Origin of the sequence: Streptosporangium sp. NPDC004379 (assembly GCF_042873875.1) — a bacterium.
In the GTDB taxonomy this organism is placed as follows: domain Bacteria; phylum Actinomycetota; class Actinomycetes; order Streptosporangiales; family Streptosporangiaceae; genus Streptosporangium.
The window spans coordinates 97,624-122,667 of record NZ_JBIAMC010000013.1 but is presented as its reverse complement, the minus strand read 5'-3'; the positions used below and the strand labels follow the sequence as shown (position 1 = coordinate 122,667).

Genomic DNA, 25,044 nt, shown 5'->3' with positions numbered 1-25,044 from the left:
CACCCCCGTCCGGGAAACAGCCGGACGCCCGAGCACCACCTGACGGGCGGGCGCCCCCTTCGGCCGTTGCCGGACGGTGAGATCACCCGGGTGGACGTGCGGGTCTGCCTCCTCGACGCCAGACGCATGCCCTCCCGCTGCCACGTCGACCCCGCCAGAGCCGAGACCATCGCCGCATGGCCTCGGCGGCCCCGCCGGAGTCCGGCGAGGGCTGATCCGGAATCCGCGCCTCATGCGTGTGCGACATGCGTACCCTGCTGCCATGGCGAAGGAGGAAGGCATCGGTCTCCCGACCGGCGCCGGGCGGAAGCGGCTGTTCGAGGCGGCGAGTGCGGCCGAGGGAAGATCCGTCCCGGAGTTCGTCCTGGACGCGGCGACCGTCGCGGCGGAGCATGCTCTGGCCGACCGGACCGTCTTCAGGCTGAGCGAGGAGCAGTGGGCGGCCTTCGACGCGTTGTCGGACCGGCCTGCGAGGGATCTTCCGAGGCTTCGCGAACTTCTCGACGCCCCCACGGTTCTCGATGTGGTCCCGTCCCCGTCCTGCGCCTCCGATCGATGATCTGCGACGGGTTCCTGGGCCGGCGGCTCTGAACCCCCGTCGGGGCTGGTGGGCGGGGTGGATGTCCGGTATCACTGGGAATCCGGTGGAACGGGTGAGCAGGAGGGCCGGATGCGGCACGAGCCGAGGACCGTCGCGGGGGTCGAGGTGTTCCCGCTGTGCGACGCCGTGGGGCCCATGGGCGGCAATGTCCGGCGTCCGCTGCCGGAGCTGTTCCCCGGCGGCGTCCAGGAGGACGCCGAGTGGATCCTGCACTTCCACTGCTACCTGCTGCGCGACGCGGCCGGCCGTACCGTGCTGGTGGACACCGGGGTCGGACCCGAGGACTCCCCCGCGGCGAGTTGGGCGCCGGCGCCCGGAGCGCTCGGCGCGGAGCTGGCGCGGGTGGGGGTGGCCCCCGAGGAGGTGGACGCGGTGGTGATCACGCACCTGCACAGCGACCACGCGAGCGGAGCGGTGATCGGCGGCGTGCCCGTCTTCTCCAACGCCGACCACCTCCTGCAGCGGGCGGAGATCGACACCGCCGCCGAGGCGGTCCTCGACCACGTGGTCCGGCCGCTGGGCGAGCGGGTGCGGGTGGTGGACGGGGACACCGAGGTGCTGCCCGGCATCCGGCTGCTCCATGCGCCGGGGCACACCCCGGGCCACCAGGTCGTCCGGGTGGGGGAGCTGACGCTGACCGGTGACGTGGTGCTGCACCCGGTGCAGCTCGCCGACCCGAAGGTGCCCTACCTCTACGACGCCGACCCCGATCTGGCCGCGGCGACGCGGACCGAGCTGCTGGAGCGGGTCAGGGCGGAGAACGGGCTGATCGCCACCGCCCACTTCGCCGAGCCCTTCACCCCCGTCCGCTGACGAGCCCCGTCCGCTGACGAGCCCCGTCCGGCGGCGGCCGTACGGGGGTCACCGCCCGGGGGCCGGCGGACGGCGCGGGTAGCGGATGAGCAGGCTCGCGCGGACGTCCTCGTCGCCGGCCGCCGCGTAGGTGTGCGGGACGTCGGACGTCCAGCTCACGTGCTCGCCCGGCCCGGCGGTCAGGGGCGCGTCGGCCGGGCCCGCGCGGAGGGTCCCGCCGAACACGGTGACGTGCTCGGTGACGCCCGCGTGGTGGGCGGGGGAGGTCTGGACGGTCCCCGCCCGGACCGTCAGCCGGTAGAGCTCGTAGGTGACCGCCTCGTCCTGGAAGACCTCCAGCAACGCGGCCTGTACGGCGGCGCCGTGGACGACCGCCCCCGCCGCGCCGGCGGTCCCCGTCTCCCCGGTGCCGTGCCGACCATGCCGGGCCTCGTCCGCGCCCAGGGCCAGCGCCAGCGGCACGCCCAGCTCGGCGGTGACGGCCCAGAGCGTCTCCAGGGTCGGATTGCGGGTGCCGTTCTCCAGTCCGGAGAGCGTCGCCTTGCCCACGCCGGCGCGCCGGGCCAGCTCGGACAGGGAGACGCCGCGCTCCTCGCGCAGCCTGCGGATCCGTGGTCCGACGGCTTGGGCGCCCGTGTCGAGCGCCGGGCGGGGGACTGGTGTGCCGGGCTTCATGAGGGCTATCGTGCAACACGCCGCCGTTCCGTTTACGGAACGAGCGTACGCGACCCCCGGAGAGGAGCACAGGATGACACGTCTTCTGCAACCGGTGCTGGCCGGTCTCGTCACCGGGGTCGTCGGCTTCGCCAGCTCCTTCACCGTCGTCCTGGCCGGTCTGCGGGCGGTGGGCGCCGACGAGCGGCAGGCGGCGTCGGGGCTGCTCGCGCTCTGCCTGGCCAACGGCGTGGTGGCGATCTGGCTGGGCCTGCGGCATCGGATGCCGATCACCATCGCGTGGTCCACTCCGGGCGCGGCGCTGCTGGTCGCGACCGGTGCGGCGCAGGGCGGCTTCCCCGCCGCGGTCGGCGCGTTCGCGGTGTGCGGGCTGCTGGTCGTGGCCGCCGGGCTCTTCCCCGTGCTGGGGCGCTGGATCGCGGCCATCCCCGCCCCCATCGCCAGTGCCATGCTCGCCGGAGTGCTGCTCGGCCTGTGCGTCGCACCGGTCCGCGCGCTCGCGGAGATCCCGGCGATGGCCGTACCGGTCGTGCTGACCTGGGCGTTGCTGAGCAGGTTCGCCCGCACGTGGGCGGTCCCGGGGGCACTGCTGGTCGCGGTCGCGGCGATCGCGCTCACCGGCCCCGGCCTCGGCGCGGTGGACGTGCGCCCGGTGGTCGTGCCGACCGTGCCGTCCTTCGGCGCGCAGGCCATGGTGAGCATCGCGCTCCCGCTGTTCCTGGTCACCATGGCCTCGCAGAACGTGCCGGGCATGGCCGTGCTCGCCGGGTACGGCTACCGCCCGCGGCTGGGCGGCATCCTCGTCGGCACCGGCCTGGCGACCGCGGCCGGGGCGCCCCTGGGCGGCCACGCGGTGAACCTGGCGGCCATCACCGCCGCGCTCGCCGCCGGTCCCGACGCCGGCCCCGATCCCGGACGCCGGTGGATCGCCTCGGTCACCGCCGGGGGATCGATGATCGTCCTCGGTCTCGGCTCCGGTCTGGCCACGGCGCTGGTGCTGCTCTCGCCTCCGGTGCTGATCGAGGCCGTCGCGGGCCTGGCGCTGCTCGGCGCGCTGGCCTCGGCGGTCACCGCGGCCGTGGCGGACCCGGCGCGCCGGGAGGCGGCGGTGGCGACGTTCGTGGTCACCGCCTCGGGGTTCACGCTGTTCGGGGTGGGGGCGGCCTTCTGGGGGCTGGTCGCGGGCGGGGCGATGACGCTCCTGCACCGCCGGAGGAAGGACCGGGCCGTGCCGGGGGAGAACGTCCAGGAGGACGGAGACCCCGGTGAGAGCGGTGAGGGCGCAGGTGGTGCCAGGGGGAACGCCGAGGGCGCAGGTGGCGCCGGAGGGGGCGCCGAGGGCATCGGCGCTTCCGGGGAGGGAGCCGAGGGCGCCGGCGCTCCCGGGGGATCTGGGCTCCCCGGGAAGGAGGCCGGTGCGTCCAGGGAGGAGGCCCGGCTCGCCCAGCGGTGACAGCCGAGCTATCGCCGGGCGAGCGGGCCGCCTGCGCCCCTGCCGGGACGCCTCCTCGCCGGTACGGCCCGCGGGCCGTACCGGCGAGGAAGTCGTGGTGAACCAGGCTGGAGCGTGGTCACCGGGTGGTCTCGTGGCGTCCGTGGCGGCCGGCCACCAGGCGGTCGGCGCTGGACTGCTGGGGCACGTCGACCCGGGGGTGCGGAGCGGTCGTCTCGTTCCGGTCGTCGATGCCGTCGCGGTCCCGGTCGAGCGCCGGGGCGCGGCCGGCGACACCGTGGCGGTCCAGGCCGGACACCGGGGCGCGGTCGGCGACGCCGTCGCCGTCGCGGTCGGACACCGGGGTCCGGCGCTCGGGCACGTGAGCGGTGGTCACGGTGTCGGGGGTCTCTTCCAGCTTGCGCTCCAGCTCCCGCTTCTCGGCCTCCAGGCGGGCGACGCGCTCACGCGTCTCCAGCTTGGTCTCGCGGAAACGGCGGCGCTTCTCGGAGGCGCGACGCATCCCGCTGAAGATCATCGAAAGGCCGAGCAGGAACACGGCGCCGGTGATGGCGCCGGCGAAGAAGAACTCCAGCTGGGAGAGCTGGATCGTCTGGTCGAAGACCGTGAACGACGCGGGGGTGGTCGCCGTGGCGGTCTCGTCCCAGGAGACCGCGATCACGGCAGCGCCCGCGAGTACGATCATGAGGAGTCCCAGAACTATCATTTGACCTCACTTCGGGCTGCGTCTGTGGTGCCCCCGCCTCTGCCCCGGAGAGATGGGATTATGCGCGCGGCCCGGACACCGGAAGCCGCGGGAACGGCGGCGCGGCCGGGGTTTCACGGGCTCACCTGGGCGGGAGCGCGGACGGGAGTCGTCAGGAAGGGAACGACGCCGGGGGCCGGGATCCGCCGGGGCGGTGGCGCAGGGACGCGCGGAGCCGGAGCGGACGAACCGGTCGCCGGGGTGCCGGAGCCGTGCCCGGGGTGCCGGAGCCGTGCCCGGGGGGCGATGCCGCCTCGCCGGGGCGCGGGCTACCGTTGACGGCCATGAACCGTACCCGCCTGTACCGCGACGGCGTCCTGGAAGCGGAGGGCTTCCCCGTGGACGAGGTCTCCGACCACGTCTCTGATCCGTCCGCCGTGGTGTGGTTCGACCTCTGTTCCCCCACCCCCGCCGACCTGGCGAAGATCAGCGAGGAGCTCGGCCTGCACGAGCTGGCCGTCGAGGACGCCCTGCACAGCCACCAGCGTCCCAAGCTGGACATCTACGACAGCCACCTGTTCCTCACGGTCTACGGGGCGAAGTCCGCGGGCGGGCGGCTCGGCCTCATCGAACTGTCGGTCTTCGTCACGAAGAACGCCCTGGTCACCGTCAGGGAGAGCGCGGAGTTCGACATCGCCGACGTCGTCAGGCGCTGGGACGCCAACGGCGCGATGGCCAAGTACGGCGTGCAGTACCTGCTGCACGGCCTGCTCGACCACGTCGTGGACGGCTACTTCCAGGTCCTCCAGGAGCTGGACGACCGGGTCGAGGACCTGGAGGACGAGCTCTTCGACGAGCAGCCCGGCGACCGCGCGCACATCCAGCGCCAGACCTACGAGATGCGCAGGGAGCTGGTGCGGTTCCGGCGGATGGCGGTCCCGACGCGGGAGGTCGTGGGCAGCCTGCTGCGCCGGAACGTGGAGACCCTCGACCCCGTGCTGACCCCCTACTACCAGGACGTCCACGACCACTCGCTGCGCGTCGCCGAGTGGACGGACTCGCTGCGCGAGCTGGTGGGCAACGTGCGCGAGGCCCACATGAACCAGCAGGGGTTCCGGCTCAACGACATCATGAAGAAGATCACGAGCTGGGCGGCCATCGTCGCGGTGCCCACGATGATCACCGGTTACTACGGCCAGAACGTGCCGTATCCCGGCTACGGCCATCCGGGCGGCTTCTGGACCTCCACCGCGGCCATCCTCGTGGCCTCGGCCGCCCTGTACGTGGTCTTCAAGAAGAAGGGCTGGCTCTGACGTTCCGCGCGGGTCCCGTGGGTTCCGTCCCGCGGGTTCCGCGCCGTGCCGGGACTCGGGGAACGGGTTCCGGCCGCGCCGCCCCGCGGCTCATCCCGCTCACCGGGCACTCCCGGCCCACGGGACATCCGCGGTTGACCAGGTGTTCCGGACGACTCACCTCCGGGTGCGCCAGAAGTGATGAAACGGTTCGTGTGATCCGTACATGCGCGGGTAGCCCCAGAGCTTCTGGGCCTGTCACTCGTTCCGGAGGCACGATTGGGCGCACGGGGGGTGGTCGCCGCCGTGCTCGGCGCGGCCGTGATGTTCTCGCTGACAGGGCAGTCCGGCACCCGGGCGGACAGCGACACCGCGGCGTCGGCGCGGAGCGGCACCCGGGCGAGGGCCGTCCCGCTCGACAACCCCCGGGGCGTGCGGCCGGGGCTGGCGCCGGTCCTGTCCACGCGGGACCGGGCGGTGGCTCGCAGGCTGATCGCCAGGGTGCGGGTCGGCCGGGTGGGGCCGGTGAAGGGGTACAGCCGGACGAGGTTCGGCGAGAACTGGAGCGACCGGGCCAGGGGCGTGCCGTACGCGCGCAACGGCTGCCGGACCCGCGACGACGTCCTCGCCCGCGACGGCGACGGCGTCACGCGCCGGAAGGGGTCGCGCTGCGTCGTCGTGGCGATGCGGCTGCGCGACCCGTACACCGGCAGGACGATCCGGTGGCGCAGGGAGCGGGCCGGCGCGGTCCAGGTCGACCACGTGATACCGCTGTCCTACGAGTGGCGGATGGGCGCCTCCCGGTGGCCGCTGTCCAAGCGGATCCGCATCGCCAACGACCCGCTCAACCTCATGCCGGTGCACGGCGCCGCCAACCAGGCCAAGGGCGGCGCGGGACCGGCCACCTGGCTGCCGCCGTCGCGCCGGATCCGCTGCGCCTACGTCGTCCGCTTCGCGCAGGTCGCGCTGAAGTACGGTCTCCCGGTCAGACGGAGCGACAAGAAGGTCATGCTGGCCCAGTGCCGCTGAGCCCCGGGGACGCCCGGGGACGCCGTACGGCCTCCCGGGACGCTGCGGGATTCCCGGATCAGCGGTCAATGCCGCGATCCGGCCGTGGCGATCTCCTATCCTTTCGTGCGAAGCCCCACCCGCGACCGTCAGGCGGAGGAACCCCGTGACGATTCCCGCTTCGGACCCCGGCGAGCTCGCCGCCCGGCACGACAGCGCCCTGCGCGACTACGAGGCGCTCAAGGCGCGCGCGCTCTCCCTCGATCTCACGAGGGGCAAGCCGTCGGCACGCCAGCTCGACCTCGCCGACCGGATGCTCACCCTGCCCGGCGGCCACACCGCCGCCGACGGGGCCGACTGCCGCAACTACGGCGGCCTCCAGGGGCTCCCCGAGCTCCGGGAGATCTTCAGCGGACCGCTGCAGGTCCCGGCCGGTCAGCTCGTCGCGGCCGGCAACTCCAGCCTCGCGCTGATGCACGACTCCATCGTGCACGCCCTGCTCGACCGGATTCCCGGCGCCGACCGCCGCTGGGTCGACGAGCCGCGGATCGCCTTCCTGTGCCCGGTTCCCGGTTACGACCGCCACTTCGCCCTGTGCGAGCGCTTCGGCATCGAGATGATCTCCGTTCCGATGACCGCAGACGGCCCCGACATGGACGTCGTGGAACGCCTGGTGAGCGAGGACGCCCAGATCAAGGGCATCTGGTGCATACCGAAGTACAGCAACCCCAGTGGCGTCTCCTACTCCGACGAGACGGTGCGGCGCCTGGCGGCGATGTCCGCGGCGGCACCCGACTTCCGGATCTTCTGGGACAACGCCTACGCCGTCCACCACCTCACGGACACGCCGGTGGAGATCGCCGACGTCCTGGCGCTCTGCGCCGAGCACGGTCACCCCGACCGCGCCTTCGTCTTCGGCTCCACCTCGAAGGTCACCTTCAGCGGCGGTGGCGTCGCCTTCTTCGGCTCGTCCGAGGCGAACGTCGCCTGGATGCTGAAGAACACCGCCAAGCGCACCATCGGCCCCGACAAGCTGAACCACCTCCGCCACGTGGAGTTCTTCGGCGAGACCGACGGCGTCCTCGCGCACATGCGCCGCCACGCCGAGCTGCTCCGGCCGAAGTTCGACCTGGTGGAGACGGTCCTCGCCAAGGAGCTCGGCGGCACCGGCCTGGCCTCCTGGACCACCCCGGCGGGCGGCTACTTCGTCACGCTCGACGTCCTTCCGGGCTGCGCGCGCGAGGTCGTGCGCCGGGCGGGCGAGGCGGGCATCGCGCTGACCCCCGCGGGCGCCACCCACCCGTACGGGGACGACCCCCACGACAGCACGATCCGGATCGCGCCGACCTACCCTGACCCGGCGGAACTGGAGCTCGCGATCACCGGGCTGACCGTCTGCGTGCGGCTGGTCGCCACCGAGAAGCTGCTGGAGCGGGCCGGATAGGGATCCGGGTCAGGGGTTCCACGGGGCCAGGCGGAGGATCGGACTCCGGGAGGTCTCCCGGGTGGTGCGGTGACCTCCCGCGCGACCCGGGGACCCGCCCGTCGTCAGCCCCGGGCGGCGGCCCGGACGATCTCCGCGAGCCGCCGCATCCCGGGCGCGATCCGTTCCGGCGTGATCGCCCCGTAGCCGATCACCAGCCCCGCCTGGGCGGGCGGCTCGGCGCAGTAGGCGGCCAGCGCCTCCACCGCGACCCCGGCCGTCCGGGCGCGCGAGACCACCTCGCCCGGGTCCAGCCGGACGCCGGAGGAGACCCGGGCGCACAGGTGCAGGCCCGCCGCGGAGGGCACCGGGTCGAGCAGTCCGGCGAAGTCCCGCCGGAGCGCGGCGGCGATCCGCTCCCGGCGGGCAGCGTACTCGCGCGTCGCCCGGCGGATGTGCCGTCCCATCAGTCCCTCGTCGAGGAACCTCGCCAGCGCCGCCTGCGCGGACGGCTCGCCGTGCCGGTCGGTGAGCAGCCGGGCGGCGCGCAGCGCGGGCAGCAGCGAGGCCGGGGCCACCAGGAAGCCGAGGCGCAGCGCGGGCAGCAGCGTCTTGGAGAAGGACCCGACGTAGACGACGTGGCCGTCCCGGTCGAGGCTCTGCAGCGGCTCCAGCGGGCGGTCCTCGAACCGGAACTCGCTGTCGTAGTCGTCCTCGACGACCACCGCGCCCCGCCGTACGGCCCACTCCAGAAGCGCGGCGCGGCGGTTCAGGGACATCGGCGTGCCGAGCGGGAACTGGTGGGAGGGCGTCACGTAGACCAGGCGGGCGGCGTCGGGGAGGGCGGAGACGACCAGCCCCTCGGCGTCGACCGGCACGCCGGTGACGCGGGCGCCCAGTGACCGCAGCAGCGTCCGCGCCGGCGGGTAGCCCGGCTCCTCGACCGCGACCAGGTCGCCGGGTTCGATCAGCACCCGCCCGACGAGGTCCAGCGCCTGCTGCGCGCCGGCGGTGACCAGCACGTCGGCGGCACCGGCCCGCACCGAACGGGACACCCCCGCGTACCGGGCGATCGCCTCGCGCAGCCCGGGATGCCCGGCCGGGTCGGCGTACCCGGCGGGCCGGACGAGGGCGGCGCGGAGCTCGCGGGCCAGGAGGCGGCGCCAGGTCTCCAGCGGGAACAGCTCCGGGTCGGGGACGCCCACCCGGAAGTCGTAGGGCGGCGGGACGGCCGCGCCGGTCCCCGGATCCCGGAGGGCCGCCGCCCCGGTTTCCGGCTCTCGGAGGGCCGTCGCCCCGGTCCGCGGTTCCCGGAGGGCCGCCGTCCTGGCTTCCGGTTCCGGAAGGGCCGCCGTCCCGGTCCGCGGTTCCGGCGCGGCGAAGCGCCAGAAGGCCCGGGGGAGTACGTCGCCGCCCGCCGGCGCGCTCCTCGGGAGCGTCCGGCCGGGCGGTTCGTCGCACACGAAGGTGCCCGCGCCGACCCGGCCGACGAGGAAGCCCTCCGCGGTCAGCCGGTCGTAGGCGATCGACACCGTGTTGCGGGAGACCTCCAGCCGCCGGGCCAGCTCGCGCGTGGGCGGCAGCCGCTCGCCCGGCCGGAGCCGGCCGTCCAGGACGGCCTCGCGGAGCTGCCGGTAGATGCGCGCGGACAGGTCGCCGCGGCCGGTCAGGCTCACATGGACGTCCATCCGCCCCCTCCTCGATCTCCTCGGATTGGCATGGCCGGTTCGCCGGATATTGGATCTTACGATGAGCCAATCGGCTCCGTAACGTGGGTGCCGAACGTGATCGGCACCGCGACCGGGCCGCACGTGTCCCCCTGACGCCCCCCGATGTCCCCTGCCGCCGGTCCGGCGTCCGCCGGGCTCCCCGCGTGCCCGATGCGCGTGCCCTGTGCGCGTGCCCGATGAGGAGGAAGACGAGATGACGACGGTCGACATGTGGTTCGACCCGAAGTGCCCCTGGGCCTGGATCGCCTCCCGGTGGCTGCTGGAGGTCGAGCGGGTCCGCGAGGTGGAGGTCCGCTTCCGCGTGATGAGCCTGGCGGTGCTGAACGAGGGTCGCGAGGGGCTGGAGGAGTGGTACGTCGGGTGGCTCGCCCAGGCGTGGGGCCCGGCGCGGGTGGCGCTCGCGGCCGAGCGGAAGTACGGCGCCGCCGCCACCCGTGACCTCTACACCGCGCTCGGCACCCGCCTCCACCACGACAGGACGCCGCCCGGCCGCGACCTCTACCTCGCCGCGCTGGCCGAGGCCGGCCTGCCCGCCGAACTCGCCGACGCCGCCGGCACGGACGACCTGGACGGGGAGCTGGAGGCCGCCAACCGCGCAGCCCTCGGGCCGGTCGGCGAGGACTTCGGCACCCCCGCGATCCACGTGCACGGCCCGGACGGCACGGTCAACGCCTTCTTCGGGCCGGTGGTGAGCCCGATCCCGCGCGGTGAGGACGCGGGGCGCCTCTGGGACGGCGTCCTGCTCGTCACCTCCGCCGACGGGTTCTTCGAGCTGAAGCGGAGCCGCACGCGCCCGCCGGTCACCCGCTGAGCGGGAGGCGGACATGGCCGGCCGGATCATCCCGCCTCCCGGGACGCCGCGCGTCCTGGCGCTGGCGCAGCTCGCCAACTCCTTCGGCGACGGCGCGTACTACGTGTGCTCGGCGCTGTACTTCACCCGCGTCGCCGGGCTCTCCCCCGAGCAGGTCGGGTTCGGCCTGACCCTCGGCTGGGCCGCCGGGTTCGCCGCGGGGGTCCCGCTCGGGCACCTGGCCGACCGCCGGGGGCCCCGGGGGGTCGCCGTACTGCTGGCCGTGGCGACCGGCGCGGCGGTCGCCGGGTTCCTCCTCGCCGGCTCGTTCGGCGCCTTCGTGGTGGCGGCCTGCCTGTACGGGTGCTGCCAGTGCGGCCTCGCCGCCGCCCGGCAGGCCCTGCTCGCCGCGCTGGTGGGACCCGGGGAGCGGACGAGGGTCCGCGCGTACCTCCAGGCCACGGTGAACGCCGGGCTGGCGGTCGGCGCGGCGCTGGGCGGGCTGGCCCTGTACGCGGGGACGCGCGAGGCGTACCTGGCGGTGTTCGCGATGGACGCGGCGAGCTTCCTGGTGGCGGCGCTGGTGCTGCTCCGCCTCCCCGCCGTGCCGCCCGCGCCGCCCGCCCCGCCCGGAGAGCCCGCGCTGGCCGTACTGCGTGACCGGCCGTACGCCCTGGTGACCCTGCTGAACACGGTCATGCTGCTGTACATGCCGATGCTCAGCCTGGTCGTCCCGCTGTGGATCGCCCAGCACACCCGGGCGCCGGGCTGGACGGTCTCGGCGCTGCTGGTGCTGAACACGACGGGCGTGGTGCTGTTCCAGGTGCGGACGGCCCGCCGGGTGACCGGCCTCGCCTCCGCCGCCCGCTCGGTACGGCGGGCCGGCGCGACGATGCTCGCCTCGTGCGCGGTGTTCGCGCTGTCGGCGGCCGTCCCCTCCGCCTGGGCGGCCGGGGCGGTCCTGGTGGTGGCCGCCTGCCTGCAGGTGGCCGGCGAGCTGATGCAGGCGCCGGGGGCCTGGGAGATCGGGTTCGGCCTGGCCCCCGCGGACCGGCAGGGCCAGTACCAGGGCTTCTACGGCGCGGGCACGGCGGTCGCCAGGATGCTCGGCCCCCTGCTGCTCACCACGATGGTCGTGGGCTGGGGCGCCCCGGGCTGGTTCGCGCTGGGCGGGCTGTTCCTGCTGGCGGGCCTGGCGACGGGCCCGGCCGTACGCTGGGCCGAGAGGGCCCGTCCGGCCGGCCGGGCCAGACCCGCCGCGGTGCGGCTCACTGATGCAGGCGAAGTCCCTTGAGGGCCTTGTCGACGGCGTTCCGCGGTCCGTGGACCGCGATGCCGACCAGGCGCAGCTCCTCGGCCGGCACGTCGCGCACCGCCGCCCGGTTGTCCTCGTCGTTGTCGGTCTTGAACAGCTCCTCGGTGTAGAGGGCCACATCGAGGCCGCGGGCCAGCGCCCGGGAGTGGGCGGCGGCCAGACCCGGGGCGTCGGCCGCGTAGACGAGGACGGGCTGGCGGAACATCGCGAGGTAGGAGTTGCCCGACCCGTCGGCGTACGGCTCGCCCGTCACCCGCGGCTCCCCGCCGGCCACCCCGCTCGCCAGGAAGGCCGTGACGTTGAGCTTCTGCCAGACCGCGAGGTCCTCGCGCACCACGATGCCGATCTTCGTATCGAAACGCATGGGCCCAGCCTGACCGCGCGGTCCCCGCCGGGTCTTGGACGCTCGTGCGGCGGGCCGGCGGGCCGGCGGGCCGGCGGGCCGGCGGGCCGGCAGGAGGGCGGGACGGCAGGAGGGCGGGACGGGTCGGACGGCGGAACAGCGGGGCAGGCGGGCAGGGAGGGTCAGGTCCGGCAGACGGGACCACAGGACAGGCGGCACGGGCGGTTCGGGCGGTTCAGGCGGGACAATGGACGCATGCCGCGTGACTGGTCCCGGTACTGGAGATCGCCCCGCCCGGGGCTGGAGGCGATGCACGCCCACTTCGAGCGGCACACCTACCACCGTCACAGCCACGAGACCTACTCGTTCGGGGTCACCGACGCCGGGGTGCAGGCGTTCACCTGCCGGGGCGGGCGACACCGGAGCACGGCTGGGATGGTGCTGGCGTTCAACCCCGACGAGCCGCACGACGGCCGCGCCGGCGACGAGCTGGGGTTCACCTACCGGATCGTCCACCTCGCCCCCGAACTCGTCGCCGGCGCGCTGTCCGACGCCGCGGGCCGCCCGGTGGGTCTTCCGCTGTTCCCCGATCCGGTCGTCCACGACCCGGTCCTCGCGACGGCGCTGCGCCGGTTGCACGCGGCGCTGCTCGGCGGGGCTCCCGCGCTGCTCCGCGACGAGCTGCTCGACGCCGCCGTACGCGCCATGGCCGCCCGCGCCGCCGCTTCGGGCCCCGCCTCCGGTCCCCGGTGGAGCCGCGGGGCCCCGGCTTCCCGCGGCGCGGCAGTCCTCGCCGCGCGGGCGGCCGAGGCGCTGCGGGCGGACTACCGGGCCGACATCACCGCCGACGAGCTGGCCGTGGCGGCAGGCTCCAGCCGCTTCGCCGTCTACCGCGCCTTCCGGGCGGTGTACGGCATGGCGCCGAGCGACTACCGGCGGCAGCTCCGCCTGCGGGCGGCCCGCGACCTGCTGGCTGGCGGCGTGCCGATCGCCGACGCCGCGGCGGAGACCGGGTTCACCGACCAGGGGCATCTGACCCGGTGGTTCGTCCGCTGTTACGGGGTGACTCCGGGCGCCTACCGTCGGGCCGTGGCCTGAGGAGCCGCCCGGGTTCTCCGGATCCGGAGCCGTCAGCGCTGGACCCCGGCGGCGGGAGCCTGGGGAGGGACCGCCGCGACGCCCGGACGGGGGAGATCGGCGGTGACACGGTCCGGGAACGTGATACGGATCTTGGACTGCCTGTGGGAGAGCCTCTCCCAGTCGTCCATGAACGTCGCCCGCAGGCCGTGCTTCCCGGCGAGGGTGACCAGGGTCTCGGTGCGGTAGTAGAAGTCCTCGCCGAGGACCTGGTGCTCCTCGCCCTCGGTACGGTCGAAGGTGAAGTCGAACCAGCCGTCCGGCTTCATGATCCGCCCGATGTGCGCGAAGCACTCCTCGATCACCTCGGGCGGGGAGTGGGAGAACACGCTGTGCGCGTGCACCACGTCGAACATCGCGTCGGGCAGGAAGTCGAAGCGCATGTCCCTGATCACGGTGAGGTGGGGGAGCTTCTCGCGCAGGCCGTGGCCGGCGACGACGTCCTGGGCGGCGAACAGGATGTCGGGGGAGATGTCCACGCCGTAGTAGTCGCCGGTGCCCAGGTGGCCGATGAACAGGCGTCCGGCGCGCAGGTTGCCGCAGCCGATCTCCAGCATGCGGTGGCCGGGTGCGAGGCCGTGCCGTACGAGGTAGTCGAACTGCATCTGACCGGCGGCCAGCCAGCGCCGGTGCGCCTTGCCGCCGACGGCCGCGTGGGCGCCGCGGGCGGCGTCGGACCTCATGATGGCGCGGTAGTAGCCGACATGGTCGGAGGTGCGCAGCCGGAGCCAGGCGTTCCTGGTCGCGCGCCGCAGGTGCCGGGGGATCCGCCCGGGGCGGCGGAGGGCGTACCGGATCTGGTGGGCGAGGCTCGCCCGATTGTGGTTCTTCACGTCTCTCCCCACGTCGAGACCGTGTTCCGATGATCATGACAGGGCTCCGATCGTATCGGAGAGTGATCGTCATGGGTCTCAACGTGAGGTTCGCGGGAGTGGCGGGCGCGCCGCCCGGCGCGTCCGCCCCGGTGAGCCTCCGGACGGTCCACGGACCCACTCGGGGGCGCCGGTGTCTGGACTGAGGAGAGCCGCGAGGGGCGCCGGTGTCTGGACTGAGGAACGCAGCCGCGAAGCGGCGGAGTGACGAGGGAAGACACCGGACCAAGAGCCCCGAGCCGCGACACGCAGTGTCGCAATGAATACAGAGTGACGAGGGAAGACATCGGGTAAGAGCCCCCGAGCCGCGACGCGCAGCGTCGCCATGAGCCTGCTCGGGGGCGCCGGTGTCTGGACTGAGGAGAGAGCGAGCGTAGCGAGTGATCGACGAGGGAAGACATCGGGTAAGAGCCCCCGAGCCGCGACGCGCAGCGTCGCCATGAGCACGGTTCAGTCGTTCCCGTCGGGGATCCAGGAGCCGTGGAAGCCCGCAGGGACGCGGCGCGGGAGCCGTACGGAGGCCGTGAAGTCCAGCCCGGCGGCGTCGAGGACGAGCAGCTCGGAGCTCTCGCCCCGCCGGTCGGTGACGATCGACAGCAGCCAGCCGTCGTCCTCGGACCGGGCGGCGGAGGCGGGCACGAAGACCGTCTCGCCGGGCCGCCCGTCCAGCTCGACGGCCCGGCTCGTGCCGGTCTCGGTGTCGTACTTGACCACCGCGCCGGACGAGACCGCGTAGCGGAACCTGCTCGCCCTCCCGACGTGGGCGTCGTTCAGCGTGGGGAACTCCACGGGGCGGTCGTCGAGCTGCTCCTCGGCGGCCGTGCCGCTCACCGGGTCGAGCGTCCAGCGGTGCAGCACGGCGCCGCCGGTGCGGGAGGCGGGGTCGGGGCCGCCGCCGACGAGAGGCCAGATCCCGGTGAAGGCGTCGCGGGAGTAGCGGACGGCGTCCAGCGTGATCCGGCCCGCGGCGTCCTCGCGGGCGTTGCCGACGTGGAAGACGTAGCCGGGGTCGACCTCGAACCAGGTCACCCGCCCCGCGCGGTCCATCGCGCCGATCCTGGCGCCGTAGGCGTCGTCCCAGCGGTACGGCAGGCCGCCGCGTCCGGCGAGCTCCATGTCGAAGACGACGGGCAGGTCCAGCCACACGACGTGGTGCTCGGTGATCGCGAAGTCGTGCATCATGGTCGGCCCCGGCACGTCCACGACCCGGCTCTCCACCAGCTCGCCGCCGGCCGACAGGCGGTGGTAGGTCAGGTAGGGGGCGGTGAAGCCGTACCCGAAGAAGTGGAGCTCCCCGGTGACCGGGTCCTGCTTGGGGTGCGCGGTCATCGCGGTGGTGAGCCGGCCGCCGAAGTCGCACGGCCCGACCGTGCCCAGCTCGGGCGTCACCTCGTACGGCAGGCCGTTCTCGACGAGCGCGAGGATCCTGCCGGAGTGGTGGACGACGTGGGTGTTGGCGGGGACGGCCGTGCGGTCCACGGTGCCGTCGACGTGGATGAAGGGCGCGCCCTCGGTGAGGCGCCGGGTGCGGACCCAGCGGTTGCGGTACCACTCGGCGCGGCCGTCGCGGAGCCGCACGCCGTGGAGCATCCCGTGGCCGGTGAACCAGTGGCCCGGGTCCTGTCCGGGCAGCGGGTTGGGGCCGTTGCGGAGGTAGCGGCCGGTCAGCTCGGCCGGGAGCGCGCCGGTGACCGGCAGGTCGGCGGCGTCGATCTCGTCGGGGACGGGGGCGAGGTGGCCCGCCAGGTAGAACGGTGTCTCGGTGGTCATGTGCGGCTCCGGATCTCGCGGTCTCGGTTCGTGCGGATCAGGCGGTGTGGCCGGTGGCGTGGTCGGTCGTCCGGCCGGTGGTCCGGTCGGCGGCGTGGCCGGCGGCCCGGTGGCGCCGGGCGACGGCCTTCGGGTAGCGGACGGTGAAGACCGCCGGGGCGGCGAAGCTGAGGACCTTGACGGCGACGACGGCGGCGGTCGCGTGCGGGGCCTCGTGGAGCAGGACGGCGAGCGTGACGGCGGCGGCGGTGAAAGCCGCCCCCCACACCATGGTGATGACGGCGTTGACCCGGAGGAACAGCGGGGTCCGCCACACCTCGGGCGGGGTCGTCCGGCGGGCGATGCCGAGGGTGAACGGCCTGCGCACGGCCAGCGACCCCCAGGCGGTGAGCGCGAGCCAGGCGTTGACCAGGGCCGGGCCGTACGGCATGAGCGGGGAGCCGGGGTCGGCGAAGGAGAGCAGGGTGACCAGCAGGAAGAACACCGCGGCGCTGACCTCGATCACCATCTGGTCCCACGTGCTGCCGGTCCGGCGGTCGGCGACGATCACCCCGGCGGCGATCACGAGCCCCAGGATCGCGCCGTAGCGCCACTCGTCGCTCGTGGCGACGACGGCGTAGGCGATCCACGGAAGGAAGCCGAGCAGACTGCGGACCATGTGGGGGCTCCTGACGTTCCTGTTTAGACATGTCGAGACTAGAACCTCCTTTCACGACATGTCAACGCAGGAATATAGGGTGAACTCATGAGCCTTCGACATGCGCTGCTGGGCCTTCTGTCCGGAGAGCCCGCCAGTGGCTACGACCTGCTGAAGATCTTCAATGTCTCACTGGCCAACGTGTGGCCCGCCACCCAGAGCCAGGTCTACGCGGAGCTGGGCCGTCTGGCGGAGGCCGGCCTGGTGGAGGTGGTCGCCGAGGGGCCGAGGGGCCGCAAGGAGTACGCCATCGCCGAATCCGGCCGCGCCGAGCTCCGGCACTGGCTGACGGAGGTCGCGCCGGTGCGGACGGGCCGCAGCGAGACGCTCCTGCGCGTGTTCTTCCTGGGGCAGGTCGAGCCTGAGCAGGCACGCGCCTACCTGCGGCGGCTGGCGGAGACCGCCGAGCAGTCCGGGCGTGACCTCGCGGCGCTGAGCGACGCCGTCTCGGCGGAGGAGGACGACCTGGCGTTCTACGGCCGGCTCGCCCTGGAATGGGGCCTGCGCTTCAGCGCCATGCAGCGCGAGTGGGCGGACTGGGCCGAACGGCGGATCGAGGAGCGCGGCGCGGCGCTCCAGGCGGCGGGGCCGCCCGGAGCATCCGGAGCGCCCGGCCGCCCGGAGGGCCGGTGACCGTGCCGGTTCGTCAGACCCCGGGCCGGAGCCGGAGCAGGCCGTCGGCGAACGCCTTCTGGCTGAGCGCGCCGAGCCGTACGACGGAGCTGGGGTAGGGGCCTTCGCAGCTCGTGTCCTGGGCGACGAGGTCCGGGCGGATCACGGCCGAGTCGATCACGCCCTGGCCGTACCCCATGAGGAAGGAACGCAGCTCAACGGGGCCGGGGCGGGCGCCCTCCCGCCGCAGGGTCTCGTCGATGACGGCGACCTCGCGGGCGATCGCGTCGGACAGGGCCCGGTCCGTGGCGGCTCTGGCCAGGATCTCGCGGCCGAAATGAACGTACAGATACTCCAGGGATGTGGCCGGGAGGTGGCTCGTCAGAGTCCGCGCCCGCATCATGCGCAGGGTGTGGGCCAGCCGAAGCATCAGCATCTTCATGCTTCTCTGAGACGGTCGCGGGCTCCGCCGGGATGGCGGTGACAGCGAATCGTTATCCGGCGGATACCGGTCGTCCCCGGCCCGCCCTGATGCGGTGGGAGGCCCGCACCGCGGTGAACCCGCTGGTCACCGAGCGCGCGGTGGGGGCGCGGCCTGGTCGGGGGGCCTTTTCCCGGTTCAATTGCACTGTGCAATGATGGATCGGCAAGCCGCTCGGGCCGCACGCGGACGGTCCAGGGTGAAACGGACGAAGGGCCGCTCGGGTGCGACCGCCGCCCAGACGAGCGGGCGAAGAGGATGTCGTGCGGGAAAGAACGGGCCACGGTCGACCTGCCGCCTTCTCCGTGACCACCGGGCTGCGCGGCGACGTCGTCATCCTGCGTCTGGCCGGCGAACTCGACCTCGCCGCGGCGCCCCTCCTGCGGGCACGCCTCTCGGAGGCGATGGCGCTCATCACCCCGCCGCACATCGTCATCGACACCGAGGAACTCCTCTTCTGCGACTCGTCGGGGCTGAGCGTCCTGGTGGGCGGGCTGCGCGGCGTGCTGGCCGCGGGCGGGCGGCTGGTTCTCAGCGGGGTCCGGCCGCGCTTCGCCCGCCTGCTCGCGCTCACCGGTCTGACCCGGGAGCTCCGGGCGTACGCGACGGTCGACGAGGCCGCCGAGCATCTGGCGCCGTTCCGAGAGGACGGGTGACGACGCCCGGGGCGACCGGGTGCGGAGGAGCGGGACCCGCGAGGACGCGGGGACGGCCGGGGTGGCGCGGGGCCGGTGGACGGCGACGTCCGCGGTGGAACAGGCCAGGTGAAGACGGGTCTGACGGACGCGCCGTGTAGAACAGAGCCTATGTCGGAGCATCAGGCGAGCCGGGTGGGCGCGGACGGGGAGGACCCCTCCGCGGTCGTCTCGGCGGTTCTCACCGGCTCGCGCCTGCTCGTCGCCATCGCCGCCCGGTCCCTCGGCGCGGTCGAGGACAAGGTCACCCTGCCGCAGTTCCGCATGCTCGTCGTCCTGGCGGGCCACGGGGACACCAAGCTCGTCACGATGGCGGAGCGGCTCAACGTCAACCCCTCGACGGCGATGCGGATGGCCGACCGCCTCGCCGCCTCCCGGCTGGTGGTCCGCGAGGTCAATCCGCGGAACCGGCGGGAGACCCTGATGCGCCTCACCGAGGAGGGACGGCGCATCGTCGACGAGGTCACCGCCCGCCGCCGCGAGGAGATCGCCGACATCGTCTCCCGGATGTCCGCCGGCCAGCGCCACGCCCTCGTCTCGGCGATGACCGCCTTCAACGAGGCGGGCGGCGAGCCACCGGTGGGCGCCGCCCACCCCCTCGGCTGGCCCGACGTCTAGACGGCCTCCGCCCCCATGCCCGGTCCCCCGCGGGGAGGCGGGGTTTCGGGCGCCGGACATGAAAAAGCCGTCATTCCGATTTCCCTTTTCTCTCATCTCCTCGCTTCTCCGGCTCGCAGATAAGTGCCGCGGGAAAGGAGTCACCTTTGGGGAAGAAGGGAGGGCATCGGGTTTTGATGGGGTTTAGCGTATTGTGTCTGACTCTGAGTTTTGCGATCCTCGAAACAGAACGGACAGGACGGCGGCGAACCCGGCCGCTCGGGCGGATCGCGGACGAGAGGCGGATCGCGCGTGGCCATGCGTGCCCAGCGGCCCTTCTCCGCCGAGGGCGGGAAGGAATGGCCCGCGACACTGGACGTTCCGGCCCTGACCGCGGCGGGCTGGCGCCCCACCCCGTTCCGGGAGTTCATCGTCAAGATCCACAGCCGGTGCGACCTCGCGTGCGACTACTGCTACGTCTACGAAATGGCGGACCAGACGTGGCGCTCCCGCCCCGTCCGGATGTCCCCGCAGACCCTCGACCGGGTCGCCGCCCGCGTCGCCGAGCACGTACGGTCCCACGGGCTGACCGCGATCCGGGTCGTGCTGCACGGCGGTGAGCCCCTGCTCGCCGGGCCCACGGCGATCCGCCGCCTGGTGGACGCCCTGCGAGCGGAGATCGGCTCCTCCGCGCGGACGGACGTGGTCGTCCAGACGAACGCGGTCCGCCTCACCGAGGACTACCTCCGCCTGTTCGACGAGCTCGGCGTCCGGGTGGGGGTCAGCCTGGACGGCACGGCCGAGGCGCACGACCGGCACCGCCGCCGCGCGGACGGCGGAGGCAGCCACGCGTCCGTGCGGGCCGCCCTCGAACGGCTGACGAGCCCCCGTCACCGGCACCTGTTCGCCGGCCTGCTGTGCGCCGTGGACCTGCGCAACGACCCGCTGGACACCTACGAGGCGCTGGTGGAGTCCCGGCCGCCGGTCATCGACCTGCTGCTTCCCCATGGGAACTGGGACGACCCGCCGCCGGGCCGCGGCCCGGACCGCTCTGCCACGCCGTACGGGGACTGGCTCGTCGCGGTCTTCGACCGGTGGTACCGGGAGCCCCGGCAGAGGACGCGGGTGCGCCTGTTCGGTGAGATCCTCCATCTCCTCTTCGGCGGGGCGTCCACCAGCGAGGCGATCGGGCTCTCGCCGGTGGGAGTGCTGGTCGTCGAGACCGACGGAAGCATCGAGCAGTCCGACGTGCTGAAGTCCGCCTACCACGGGGCTCCGCACACCGGTCTGCACGTGGACCGCGACGCCTTCGACGCGGCGCTGTCCCTGCCGGCGGTGGTGGCCAGGCAACTCGGAACCGGGGCGCTGTCGGCGACGTGCCTGGCCTGCCCGGTGCACCGGGTGTGCGGGGCGGGACTGTACGCGCACCGCTACCGGTCCGGCACCGGGTTCGCCAACCCGTCGGTCTACTGCCCGGACCTGTTCCGCCTGGTCACCCATGTGAAGCGGGTCGTCGAGGCGGATCTGGCCGTACGGCTGGGCCGCCCATGAACCTCGGCGCGCACCACCTGGGCGAGACCGTTTTCCGGGCTCTCGCGGCGGGAGGCGGCGGCGCCGCGGTCCGCGACCTGGCCTCCGCCCAGCACAGCAGGCACATCCTGCTGATCCGCGGGGTCGTGGACGCCGCGGCCGGAGCCGGCCACCCGCAGGCGGCCCGGGTCCGCCGGGCCTACGACCTGCTCGCGGACGTGCAGGCCCACGCGCCCGCGGAGGCCGAGGCGGTGATCCGGCATCCGGGCACGGGCGCGTGGGCCCGCCGTACACTGCGCGCCCTGCACGCCGGGGCGGCGGCTCCGGACGGCGGGAGTCCGCAGCGGGCCCCGGCCGTTCCCGAGGGCCTCGCGGCCGTCGCCGCCGCGGCGGCGATCAGGGCGGGTTTCGCGGCCGTCATCGAGGTGCCCCTCCATGAGGGGACCGTCGTACTGCCCACTCTCGGTCGTGCCGTCCCGGTCCCCGGCGGGGACGGTGACCGCGCGGTCGTACGGGTCACGCCGCGTGGTGAGGCGGAGATCATGGGCGGTGACGGCCGCGTGCGGGTGCCGGCGGACCATCGGACCGACGCCCCGGGCTGGCATGGCGTGCGCCGGTTGTCGGCCGAGGCGGGAGGGACCGGGATCAAGCTGCTCCTCGACGACGTGGACGCGCACTGCCTGCCCGCGGCGACGACCACGGCCGGCCGGTTGACGGAAGCCGAGGCCGGGAACTGGCGGACACTCCTCGACGGCGCGTGGGAGCTGCTCGTCAAGCATCACTGGACCGTCGCCGCGGAGATCGGCGAGATCGTCAGGGTGCTGGCACCACTGGCTCCACCGGCGAGCGGGCAGGTGAGCGTGTCGTCCCGGGAGACGTTCGGCTGCGTGGCGCTCTCCACGCCGGAGGACGACAGGGTGCTGGCCGTGACACTGGCCCACGAGGTCCAGCACGCCAAGCTCACGGCGTTGCTCGATCTGGTGCCGCTGACCCTGCCGGACACCGGGGCACGCTACTACGCGCCGTGGCGCGACGACCCCCGGCCGGTGAGCGGCCTGCTGCAGGGGGTCTACGCGCACCTGGGGGTGGCCGGGTTCTGGCGACGTCAGCGCCTTCACGAATACGGGAACTCGGCGATCAGGGCGAACGCCGAGTTCGCCCGCTGGCGGGACGCCGCGGCTGAGGCCGTGCGGACGCTCACGGCGAGCGGGGCGCTGACCCCCGAGGGGACGGCGTTCGTCTCCGCGATGGGCCGGACGCTGGCCGGCTGGTGCGGGGAGCCGGTGCCGGACACGGCTCTCGGGCTCGCCCGCCGCGCCGCCGAACGGCACCGGCGGGACTGGCGCCTGCGCAACGGCTCGCCCTGACCGGCCCGGTACGGCCCGCCCGCGTGGCCCACGGGCCCACGGGCCCACGGGGCGCACCCGGGTCACCCACCCGCCTGCTGCCCGGCACACACGACCCGCCCGGCGCACACGACCCGCCCGACCCGCCCGGTCGGCTCGTCAGGGCGGACCGGGCGGGATCCGGCGGGTCCGGATCAGATCGGCGGAGGGTCGAAGTCGAGGTCGAGGTGCCTGCCCTCCAGGGCGACCCTGGTGTCCGGATGGTCGGGCCCGAGGGTACGTGCGTAGGCGTCCAGGGTCTCCTCGGAGAGGCTCTTCGCCTCCCCCTCGGCACCCACCCGGTACAGGTCGGCCACGAGGTTCGCCGCGCCCGCCAGGGCGACGGGGTGCTCGCGGCCGAGGATGGTCCGCAGCCGCTCCAGGGTGTCGCGCCGCAGTGGGACGGCCTCGTCCATCTCCCCCAGCATGACCAGGTCGGTGGCGAGGTTGGTCGCGATGGTGAGGCTGTAGTGGTGGTCGCGCGAGAGCCGGGCGTCCAGGGCGGCGAGCGAGGCCCGGTCGAGGTCGCGGGCACCGATCACGTCACCCCGCACCCGGCGCAGTACGGCCAGGTTGCCGGCGCAGCCGTGGCGGTAGGGGTGGTCCGCGCCGTAGACGGCGGGGTACCGCTCCAGGGTGTCCTCGGCGAGATGGAAGGCGTCGTCGATGTCGCCGTTGCTGCGCAGCGCGTTGGCCAGGCTCATCGCGGCGGCGAGGGTGTCCGGGTGGTCCTTGCCGAAGATCCGCTCGTAGCGGGAGAGGATGTCCCGGGCCAGCTCGATGGCCTCCGGGATCCGGCCGGTCCGCCGCAGAGCGATGGACAGGTCCTTGGCGGTGCGGAGCGTCCAGGGATGCTCGGCGCCGAGTTCCTGCACGCCGTAGGCGTGGGCGTCCTCGCCCAGGTCACGGGCCTCGGGATAGTCGCCGCACAACCGCACCACCCGGGAGAGGCCGTTCCAGGAGGAGAGCACGTCGGTCCTGCTGACGCCGTTGACGCCGACGTTCTGCTGCTGAAGGAGGTAGGTGTCCTCGTGCAGCTCGCGGGCCCGCTGGTACCGGCTCATCAGGCCGTGGTCGACCGCGAGGTTGTTCATCATGTTGAGCGTCCAGGGGTGGACCGGGCCGAGTACCGCCTCGTGCCGCCGCCGGGCCTCCTCGTCGACCTCCAGGGCCGCGGCGAAGTCGCCTCGGGCGCGCAGGTCGGCGGCGTGGATGTTGGTGACGACCAGCGTCTGCGGGTGGTCCGGTCCCAGGACCCGCGTCATCTGCTCCAGCGTCCGGCTGTTGAGGTCGTACGCCTCGCGGTACTCGCCCAGCTCGCGCAGGACGTCGCCCAGATGCCGCTGCGCGGCCAGCACGTCGGGGTGGTCGGGGCCTGAATCCGCCCGCCAGCGCTGCAGGAACTGCTCGGCGAAGGCGCGCGCGGACTGGTAGCCGCCGGAGACGAACAGGTAGCGGAGGAGGTCCAGCGCCATCCGCCGGACGGCGGGGTTCCTGCTCTCCGGCACCAGCGCCGGCGTCACGTGGGCGAGGAGGTCGGCGTATCGGGGCCAGTTGGCCGTGTCGTCGGGGTCGAGTGGCGCTCCGGCGGCGAGCAGGAGGTGGACCTCACCGCGGTAGCGGGCCTGCTCCCGGGCGGTCAGCTCGTCGCGGATCAGCGCCTGGATCAGCCGGTGCACCTGGATGGTCCGGCTGGGGGAGTCGATGCGGGCCAGGGCGAACCGGCCGAGCTCCCGGATGGCCCTGCTGAGCAGGATGGGGTTGCCGAGGATGCGGCGCAGGGCGCCGGCGGCCGGCGGTTCGTCCACGTCGGCCGCGTCGCCGGACAGCGGCCGGAAAACATCGCGGGGGATGGGCTCGGCGCCGAAGAACGCGCAGCAGCGGAGCAGCTCGACCGCCTCGGGAAGCTGCTCCTTCAGCCGCTCCACCGACAGCGACCACGCCGCGGTCATCGACAGGGGGTACTCCGAGGGCTTGCTCTCGGCCAGCAGCTGGCTGGTCTTCTCGGTGAGCAGCCGGAGGTACTCGTCGACGGACATTCCCGTCTCGGCCTGCAGGGCGCCGGCCTGCTCCAGCGCCAGTGGCAGGTCGCCCAGCTCGTCGGCCAGACGGCCCGCGTCGACGGTGCTGATGGCCTTGGGCACGCGGCGGTTGAGGAACTCCACGCTCTCCGCCCGGTCGAAGACGTCGACGGCGAGCGTGTCGACGACCCCCTCCCACCGGTGGTTGCGTGAGGTGATCAGCACATGCCCGGGACCCCGGGGGATGATCTCGTTGATGTCCTCGGGCTGGTCGGCGTTGTCGAAGATGAGCAGCCACCGCGAGTAGGGCTCGCCCCGGCGCAGCGCGTCGAGGACGGCGGCGGAGGCGTCCTCGATGCCGGTGACCGCCGCCGAGGGCAGCTTGAGATGGGGTGCCAGGGCGGCGAGCGACGAGCGCACGAGGAGGGGCTGGTCGGCGGAGATCCACCAGACGAGCTCGTAGTCGCCCTGGTATCGATAGGCGTACTCGACGGCGAGCTGGGTCTTCCCGACGCCGCCGATGCCGTGGAGCGCGTGAGGCAGAACGGCGGTGACGTCCATCGTGATGCCTTCGCGCAGACGGGAGAGAAGGTCTTCCCTGCCCGTGAAGTTCATGTTGCGCTGGGGTACTTTGCCCCAAACGTGTGGAATGCGCCCGTGTTCAGCCTTCACAATGGCCATCCTAAGCGCGCGACCCCCCGATCGTCGAAGAGGCGGGCGTTTCATCGGTGTCTGCTGTGGGGGAATATAGAGGGCGTAGCACCCGTTGTCCAGAATGATACGATTAATCATCGTAAGTGAATTTATCTGCGACATTCGACCTAATTTGGACATGCGCAAACGGGCGCGTGACCATGGTCGGGCGGCGTGCGAAGATAGAGGGGCGGAGCACCGGGAGCGAAGGTGACGGGAGCGCCTATGTGGGATGAAGACGCCACGCGGGACAGTGGGCTCATCGACGTCTCGGGGCTTTCCCTGAGAGATCTCGACCGGCTCGACGAGACCGCCCTGGCGCACGCGCTTCGCAGGCTCATGGAGATCGAGGAGCGGGACGCCGACCCGGTCGCGGGTCACCAGTCGTCCGTGTGACGCCCGCGCGCCGCGAACGGGATCCCGTCG

The 25,044-nt window shown here is 73.5% G+C and carries 24 protein-coding genes; 15 read left to right on the top strand and 9 right to left on the bottom strand.

The genetic code is table 11. The features are described from left to right. The first annotated feature begins 262 nt into the window (after positions 1–262). Together ACFYSC_RS26290 and ACFYSC_RS26285 are read left to right on the top strand one after the other, a co-directional pair. A complete protein-coding gene (locus tag ACFYSC_RS26290) occupies positions 263–559 on the top strand; it encodes a DUF1778 domain-containing protein (protein WP_389966799.1) in 297 nt (98 codons plus the stop codon). A 111-nt stretch (positions 560–670) separates the two neighbouring features. After that, the gene (locus tag ACFYSC_RS26285) at positions 671–1,414 is read left to right on the top strand and encodes an MBL fold metallo-hydrolase (protein WP_389966796.1); all 744 of its coding nucleotides are present in this window, start codon (positions 671–673) and stop codon (positions 1,412–1,414) included. A 48-nt stretch (positions 1,415–1,462) separates the two neighbouring features. Here the strand turns inward: ACFYSC_RS26285 and ACFYSC_RS26280 are convergent, their stop codons facing one another. Next, entirely contained in the window at positions 1,463–2,089 is a 627-nt protein-coding gene (locus ACFYSC_RS26280; protein ID WP_389966793.1) for a helix-turn-helix domain-containing protein, read from the bottom strand. Positions 2,090–2,162: 73 nt separating this feature from the next. Here ACFYSC_RS26280 and ACFYSC_RS26275 point away from each other — a divergent pair, with 73 nt between their 5' ends. Continuing rightward, a complete protein-coding gene (locus ACFYSC_RS26275; protein ID WP_389966790.1) occupies positions 2,163–3,542 on the top strand; it encodes a benzoate/H(+) symporter BenE family transporter in 1,380 nt (459 codons plus the stop codon). Between the two features lie 118 nt (positions 3,543–3,660). Here the strand turns inward: ACFYSC_RS26275 and ACFYSC_RS26270 are convergent, their stop codons facing one another. Next, a complete protein-coding gene (locus ACFYSC_RS26270; protein ID WP_389966787.1) occupies positions 3,661–4,248 on the bottom strand; it encodes a hypothetical protein in 588 nt (195 codons plus the stop codon). 323 nt (positions 4,249–4,571) lie between these two features. Between ACFYSC_RS26270 and ACFYSC_RS26265 the strand changes: the two genes are divergently transcribed. From ACFYSC_RS26265 to ACFYSC_RS26255, 3 genes are all read left to right on the top strand, one after another. Continuing rightward, a complete protein-coding gene (locus ACFYSC_RS26265) occupies positions 4,572–5,540 on the top strand; it encodes a magnesium transporter CorA family protein (RefSeq protein ID WP_389966784.1) in 969 nt (322 codons plus the stop codon). Between the two features lie 258 nt (positions 5,541–5,798). Further along, positions 5,799–6,548, top strand: a complete 750-nt coding sequence (locus ACFYSC_RS26260) for an HNH endonuclease family protein (RefSeq protein ID WP_389966781.1) — start codon at positions 5,799–5,801, stop codon at positions 6,546–6,548. A gap of 145 nt (positions 6,549–6,693) precedes the next feature. Continuing rightward, positions 6,694–7,971: an aminotransferase class I/II-fold pyridoxal phosphate-dependent enzyme gene (locus ACFYSC_RS26255; RefSeq protein WP_389966778.1), complete on the top strand. Its 1,278-nt coding sequence runs from the start codon at positions 6,694–6,696 to the stop codon at positions 7,969–7,971. 104 nt (positions 7,972–8,075) lie between these two features. Here the strand turns inward: ACFYSC_RS26255 and ACFYSC_RS26250 are convergent, their stop codons facing one another. Then, positions 8,076–9,638, bottom strand: coding sequence for a PLP-dependent aminotransferase family protein (locus ACFYSC_RS26250; RefSeq protein WP_389966775.1), 1,563 nt, complete (start codon positions 9,636–9,638; stop codon positions 8,076–8,078). 235 nt (positions 9,639–9,873) lie between these two features. Here ACFYSC_RS26250 and ACFYSC_RS26245 point away from each other — a divergent pair, with 235 nt between their 5' ends. After that, entirely contained in the window at positions 9,874–10,491 is a 618-nt protein-coding gene (locus tag ACFYSC_RS26245; RefSeq protein WP_389966772.1) for a DsbA family protein, read from the top strand. 13 nt (positions 10,492–10,504) lie between these two features. Beyond that, complete coding sequence (locus ACFYSC_RS26240) at positions 10,505–11,764, top strand: MFS transporter (protein ID WP_389966769.1); 1,260 nt, start codon at positions 10,505–10,507, stop codon at positions 11,762–11,764. Here the strand turns inward: ACFYSC_RS26240 and ACFYSC_RS26235 are convergent. Next, entirely contained in the window at positions 11,739–12,149 is a 411-nt protein-coding gene (locus ACFYSC_RS26235) for a DUF2000 domain-containing protein (protein ID WP_362946545.1), read from the bottom strand. The genes ACFYSC_RS26240 and ACFYSC_RS26235 overlap by 26 nt on opposite strands. A 234-nt stretch (positions 12,150–12,383) precedes the next feature. Here ACFYSC_RS26235 and ACFYSC_RS26230 point away from each other — a divergent pair, with 234 nt between their 5' ends. Further along, positions 12,384–13,226, top strand: coding sequence for an AraC family transcriptional regulator (locus tag ACFYSC_RS26230; RefSeq protein ID WP_389966766.1), 843 nt, complete (start codon positions 12,384–12,386; stop codon positions 13,224–13,226). 32 nt (positions 13,227–13,258) lie between these two features. On the opposite strand, the gene ACFYSC_RS26225 is transcribed toward ACFYSC_RS26230, so the two are convergent. From ACFYSC_RS26225 to ACFYSC_RS26215, 3 genes are all read right to left on the bottom strand, one after another. After that, complete coding sequence (locus ACFYSC_RS26225) at positions 13,259–14,098, bottom strand: class I SAM-dependent methyltransferase (RefSeq protein WP_389966763.1); 840 nt, start codon at positions 14,096–14,098, stop codon at positions 13,259–13,261. Between the two features lie 489 nt (positions 14,099–14,587). After that, positions 14,588–15,907 carry a carotenoid oxygenase family protein gene (locus ACFYSC_RS26220; protein WP_389966760.1) on the bottom strand — a complete coding sequence of 440 codons (1,320 nt, stop codon included), beginning with the start codon at positions 15,905–15,907 and terminating at the stop codon, positions 14,588–14,590. Positions 15,908–15,944: 37 nt separating this feature from the next. Beyond that, positions 15,945–16,565, bottom strand: coding sequence for a hypothetical protein (locus tag ACFYSC_RS26215; RefSeq protein WP_389966757.1), 621 nt, complete (start codon positions 16,563–16,565; stop codon positions 15,945–15,947). 87 nt (positions 16,566–16,652) lie between these two features. Here ACFYSC_RS26215 and ACFYSC_RS26210 point away from each other — a divergent pair, with 87 nt between their 5' ends. After that, positions 16,653–17,237 (top strand): PadR family transcriptional regulator, encoded by a 585-nt coding sequence (locus ACFYSC_RS26210; protein ID WP_389966754.1) that lies wholly within the window; start codon positions 16,653–16,655, stop codon positions 17,235–17,237. A 13-nt stretch (positions 17,238–17,250) separates the two neighbouring features. On the opposite strand, the gene ACFYSC_RS26205 is transcribed toward ACFYSC_RS26210, so the two are convergent. Continuing rightward, the gene (locus tag ACFYSC_RS26205) at positions 17,251–17,652 is read right to left on the bottom strand and encodes a hypothetical protein (RefSeq protein ID WP_389966751.1); all 402 of its coding nucleotides are present in this window, start codon (positions 17,650–17,652) and stop codon (positions 17,251–17,253) included. Positions 17,653–17,960: 308 nt separating this feature from the next. Here ACFYSC_RS26205 and ACFYSC_RS26200 point away from each other — a divergent pair, with 308 nt between their 5' ends. The 4 genes from ACFYSC_RS26200 (at position 17,961) to ACFYSC_RS26185 (ending at position 21,886) form a co-directional block, all read left to right on the top strand. Then, positions 17,961–18,353 carry an anti-sigma factor antagonist gene (locus ACFYSC_RS26200; RefSeq protein WP_389966748.1) on the top strand — a complete coding sequence of 131 codons (393 nt, stop codon included), beginning with the start codon at positions 17,961–17,963 and terminating at the stop codon, positions 18,351–18,353. Positions 18,354–18,503: 150 nt separating this feature from the next. Continuing rightward, the gene (locus ACFYSC_RS26195; protein WP_389966745.1) at positions 18,504–19,010 is read left to right on the top strand and encodes a MarR family winged helix-turn-helix transcriptional regulator; all 507 of its coding nucleotides are present in this window, start codon (positions 18,504–18,506) and stop codon (positions 19,008–19,010) included. Between the two features lie 297 nt (positions 19,011–19,307). Continuing rightward, positions 19,308–20,540, top strand: coding sequence for an FxsB family cyclophane-forming radical SAM/SPASM peptide maturase (locus ACFYSC_RS26190; RefSeq protein WP_389967138.1), 1,233 nt, complete (start codon positions 19,308–19,310; stop codon positions 20,538–20,540). Beyond that, positions 20,537–21,886 carry an HEXXH motif domain-containing protein gene (locus ACFYSC_RS26185; protein WP_389966742.1) on the top strand — a complete coding sequence of 450 codons (1,350 nt, stop codon included), beginning with the start codon at positions 20,537–20,539 and terminating at the stop codon, positions 21,884–21,886. The genes ACFYSC_RS26190 and ACFYSC_RS26185 overlap by 4 nt, the downstream gene beginning before the upstream one ends. Positions 21,887–22,059: 173 nt before the next feature. Here ACFYSC_RS26185 and fxsT read toward each other — a convergent pair whose 3' ends face one another. Then, the gene (gene fxsT, locus ACFYSC_RS26180) at positions 22,060–24,606 is read right to left on the bottom strand and encodes an FxSxx-COOH system tetratricopeptide repeat protein (protein WP_389966739.1); all 2,547 of its coding nucleotides are present in this window, start codon (positions 24,604–24,606) and stop codon (positions 22,060–22,062) included. A 237-nt stretch (positions 24,607–24,843) separates the two neighbouring features. On the opposite strand from fxsT, the gene fxsA reads away from it, so the two are divergent. Further along, entirely contained in the window at positions 24,844–25,014 is a 171-nt protein-coding gene (fxsA, locus tag ACFYSC_RS26175) for an FxSxx-COOH cyclophane-containing RiPP peptide (protein WP_389966736.1), read from the top strand. Positions 25,015–25,044: the final 30 nt, after the last annotated feature.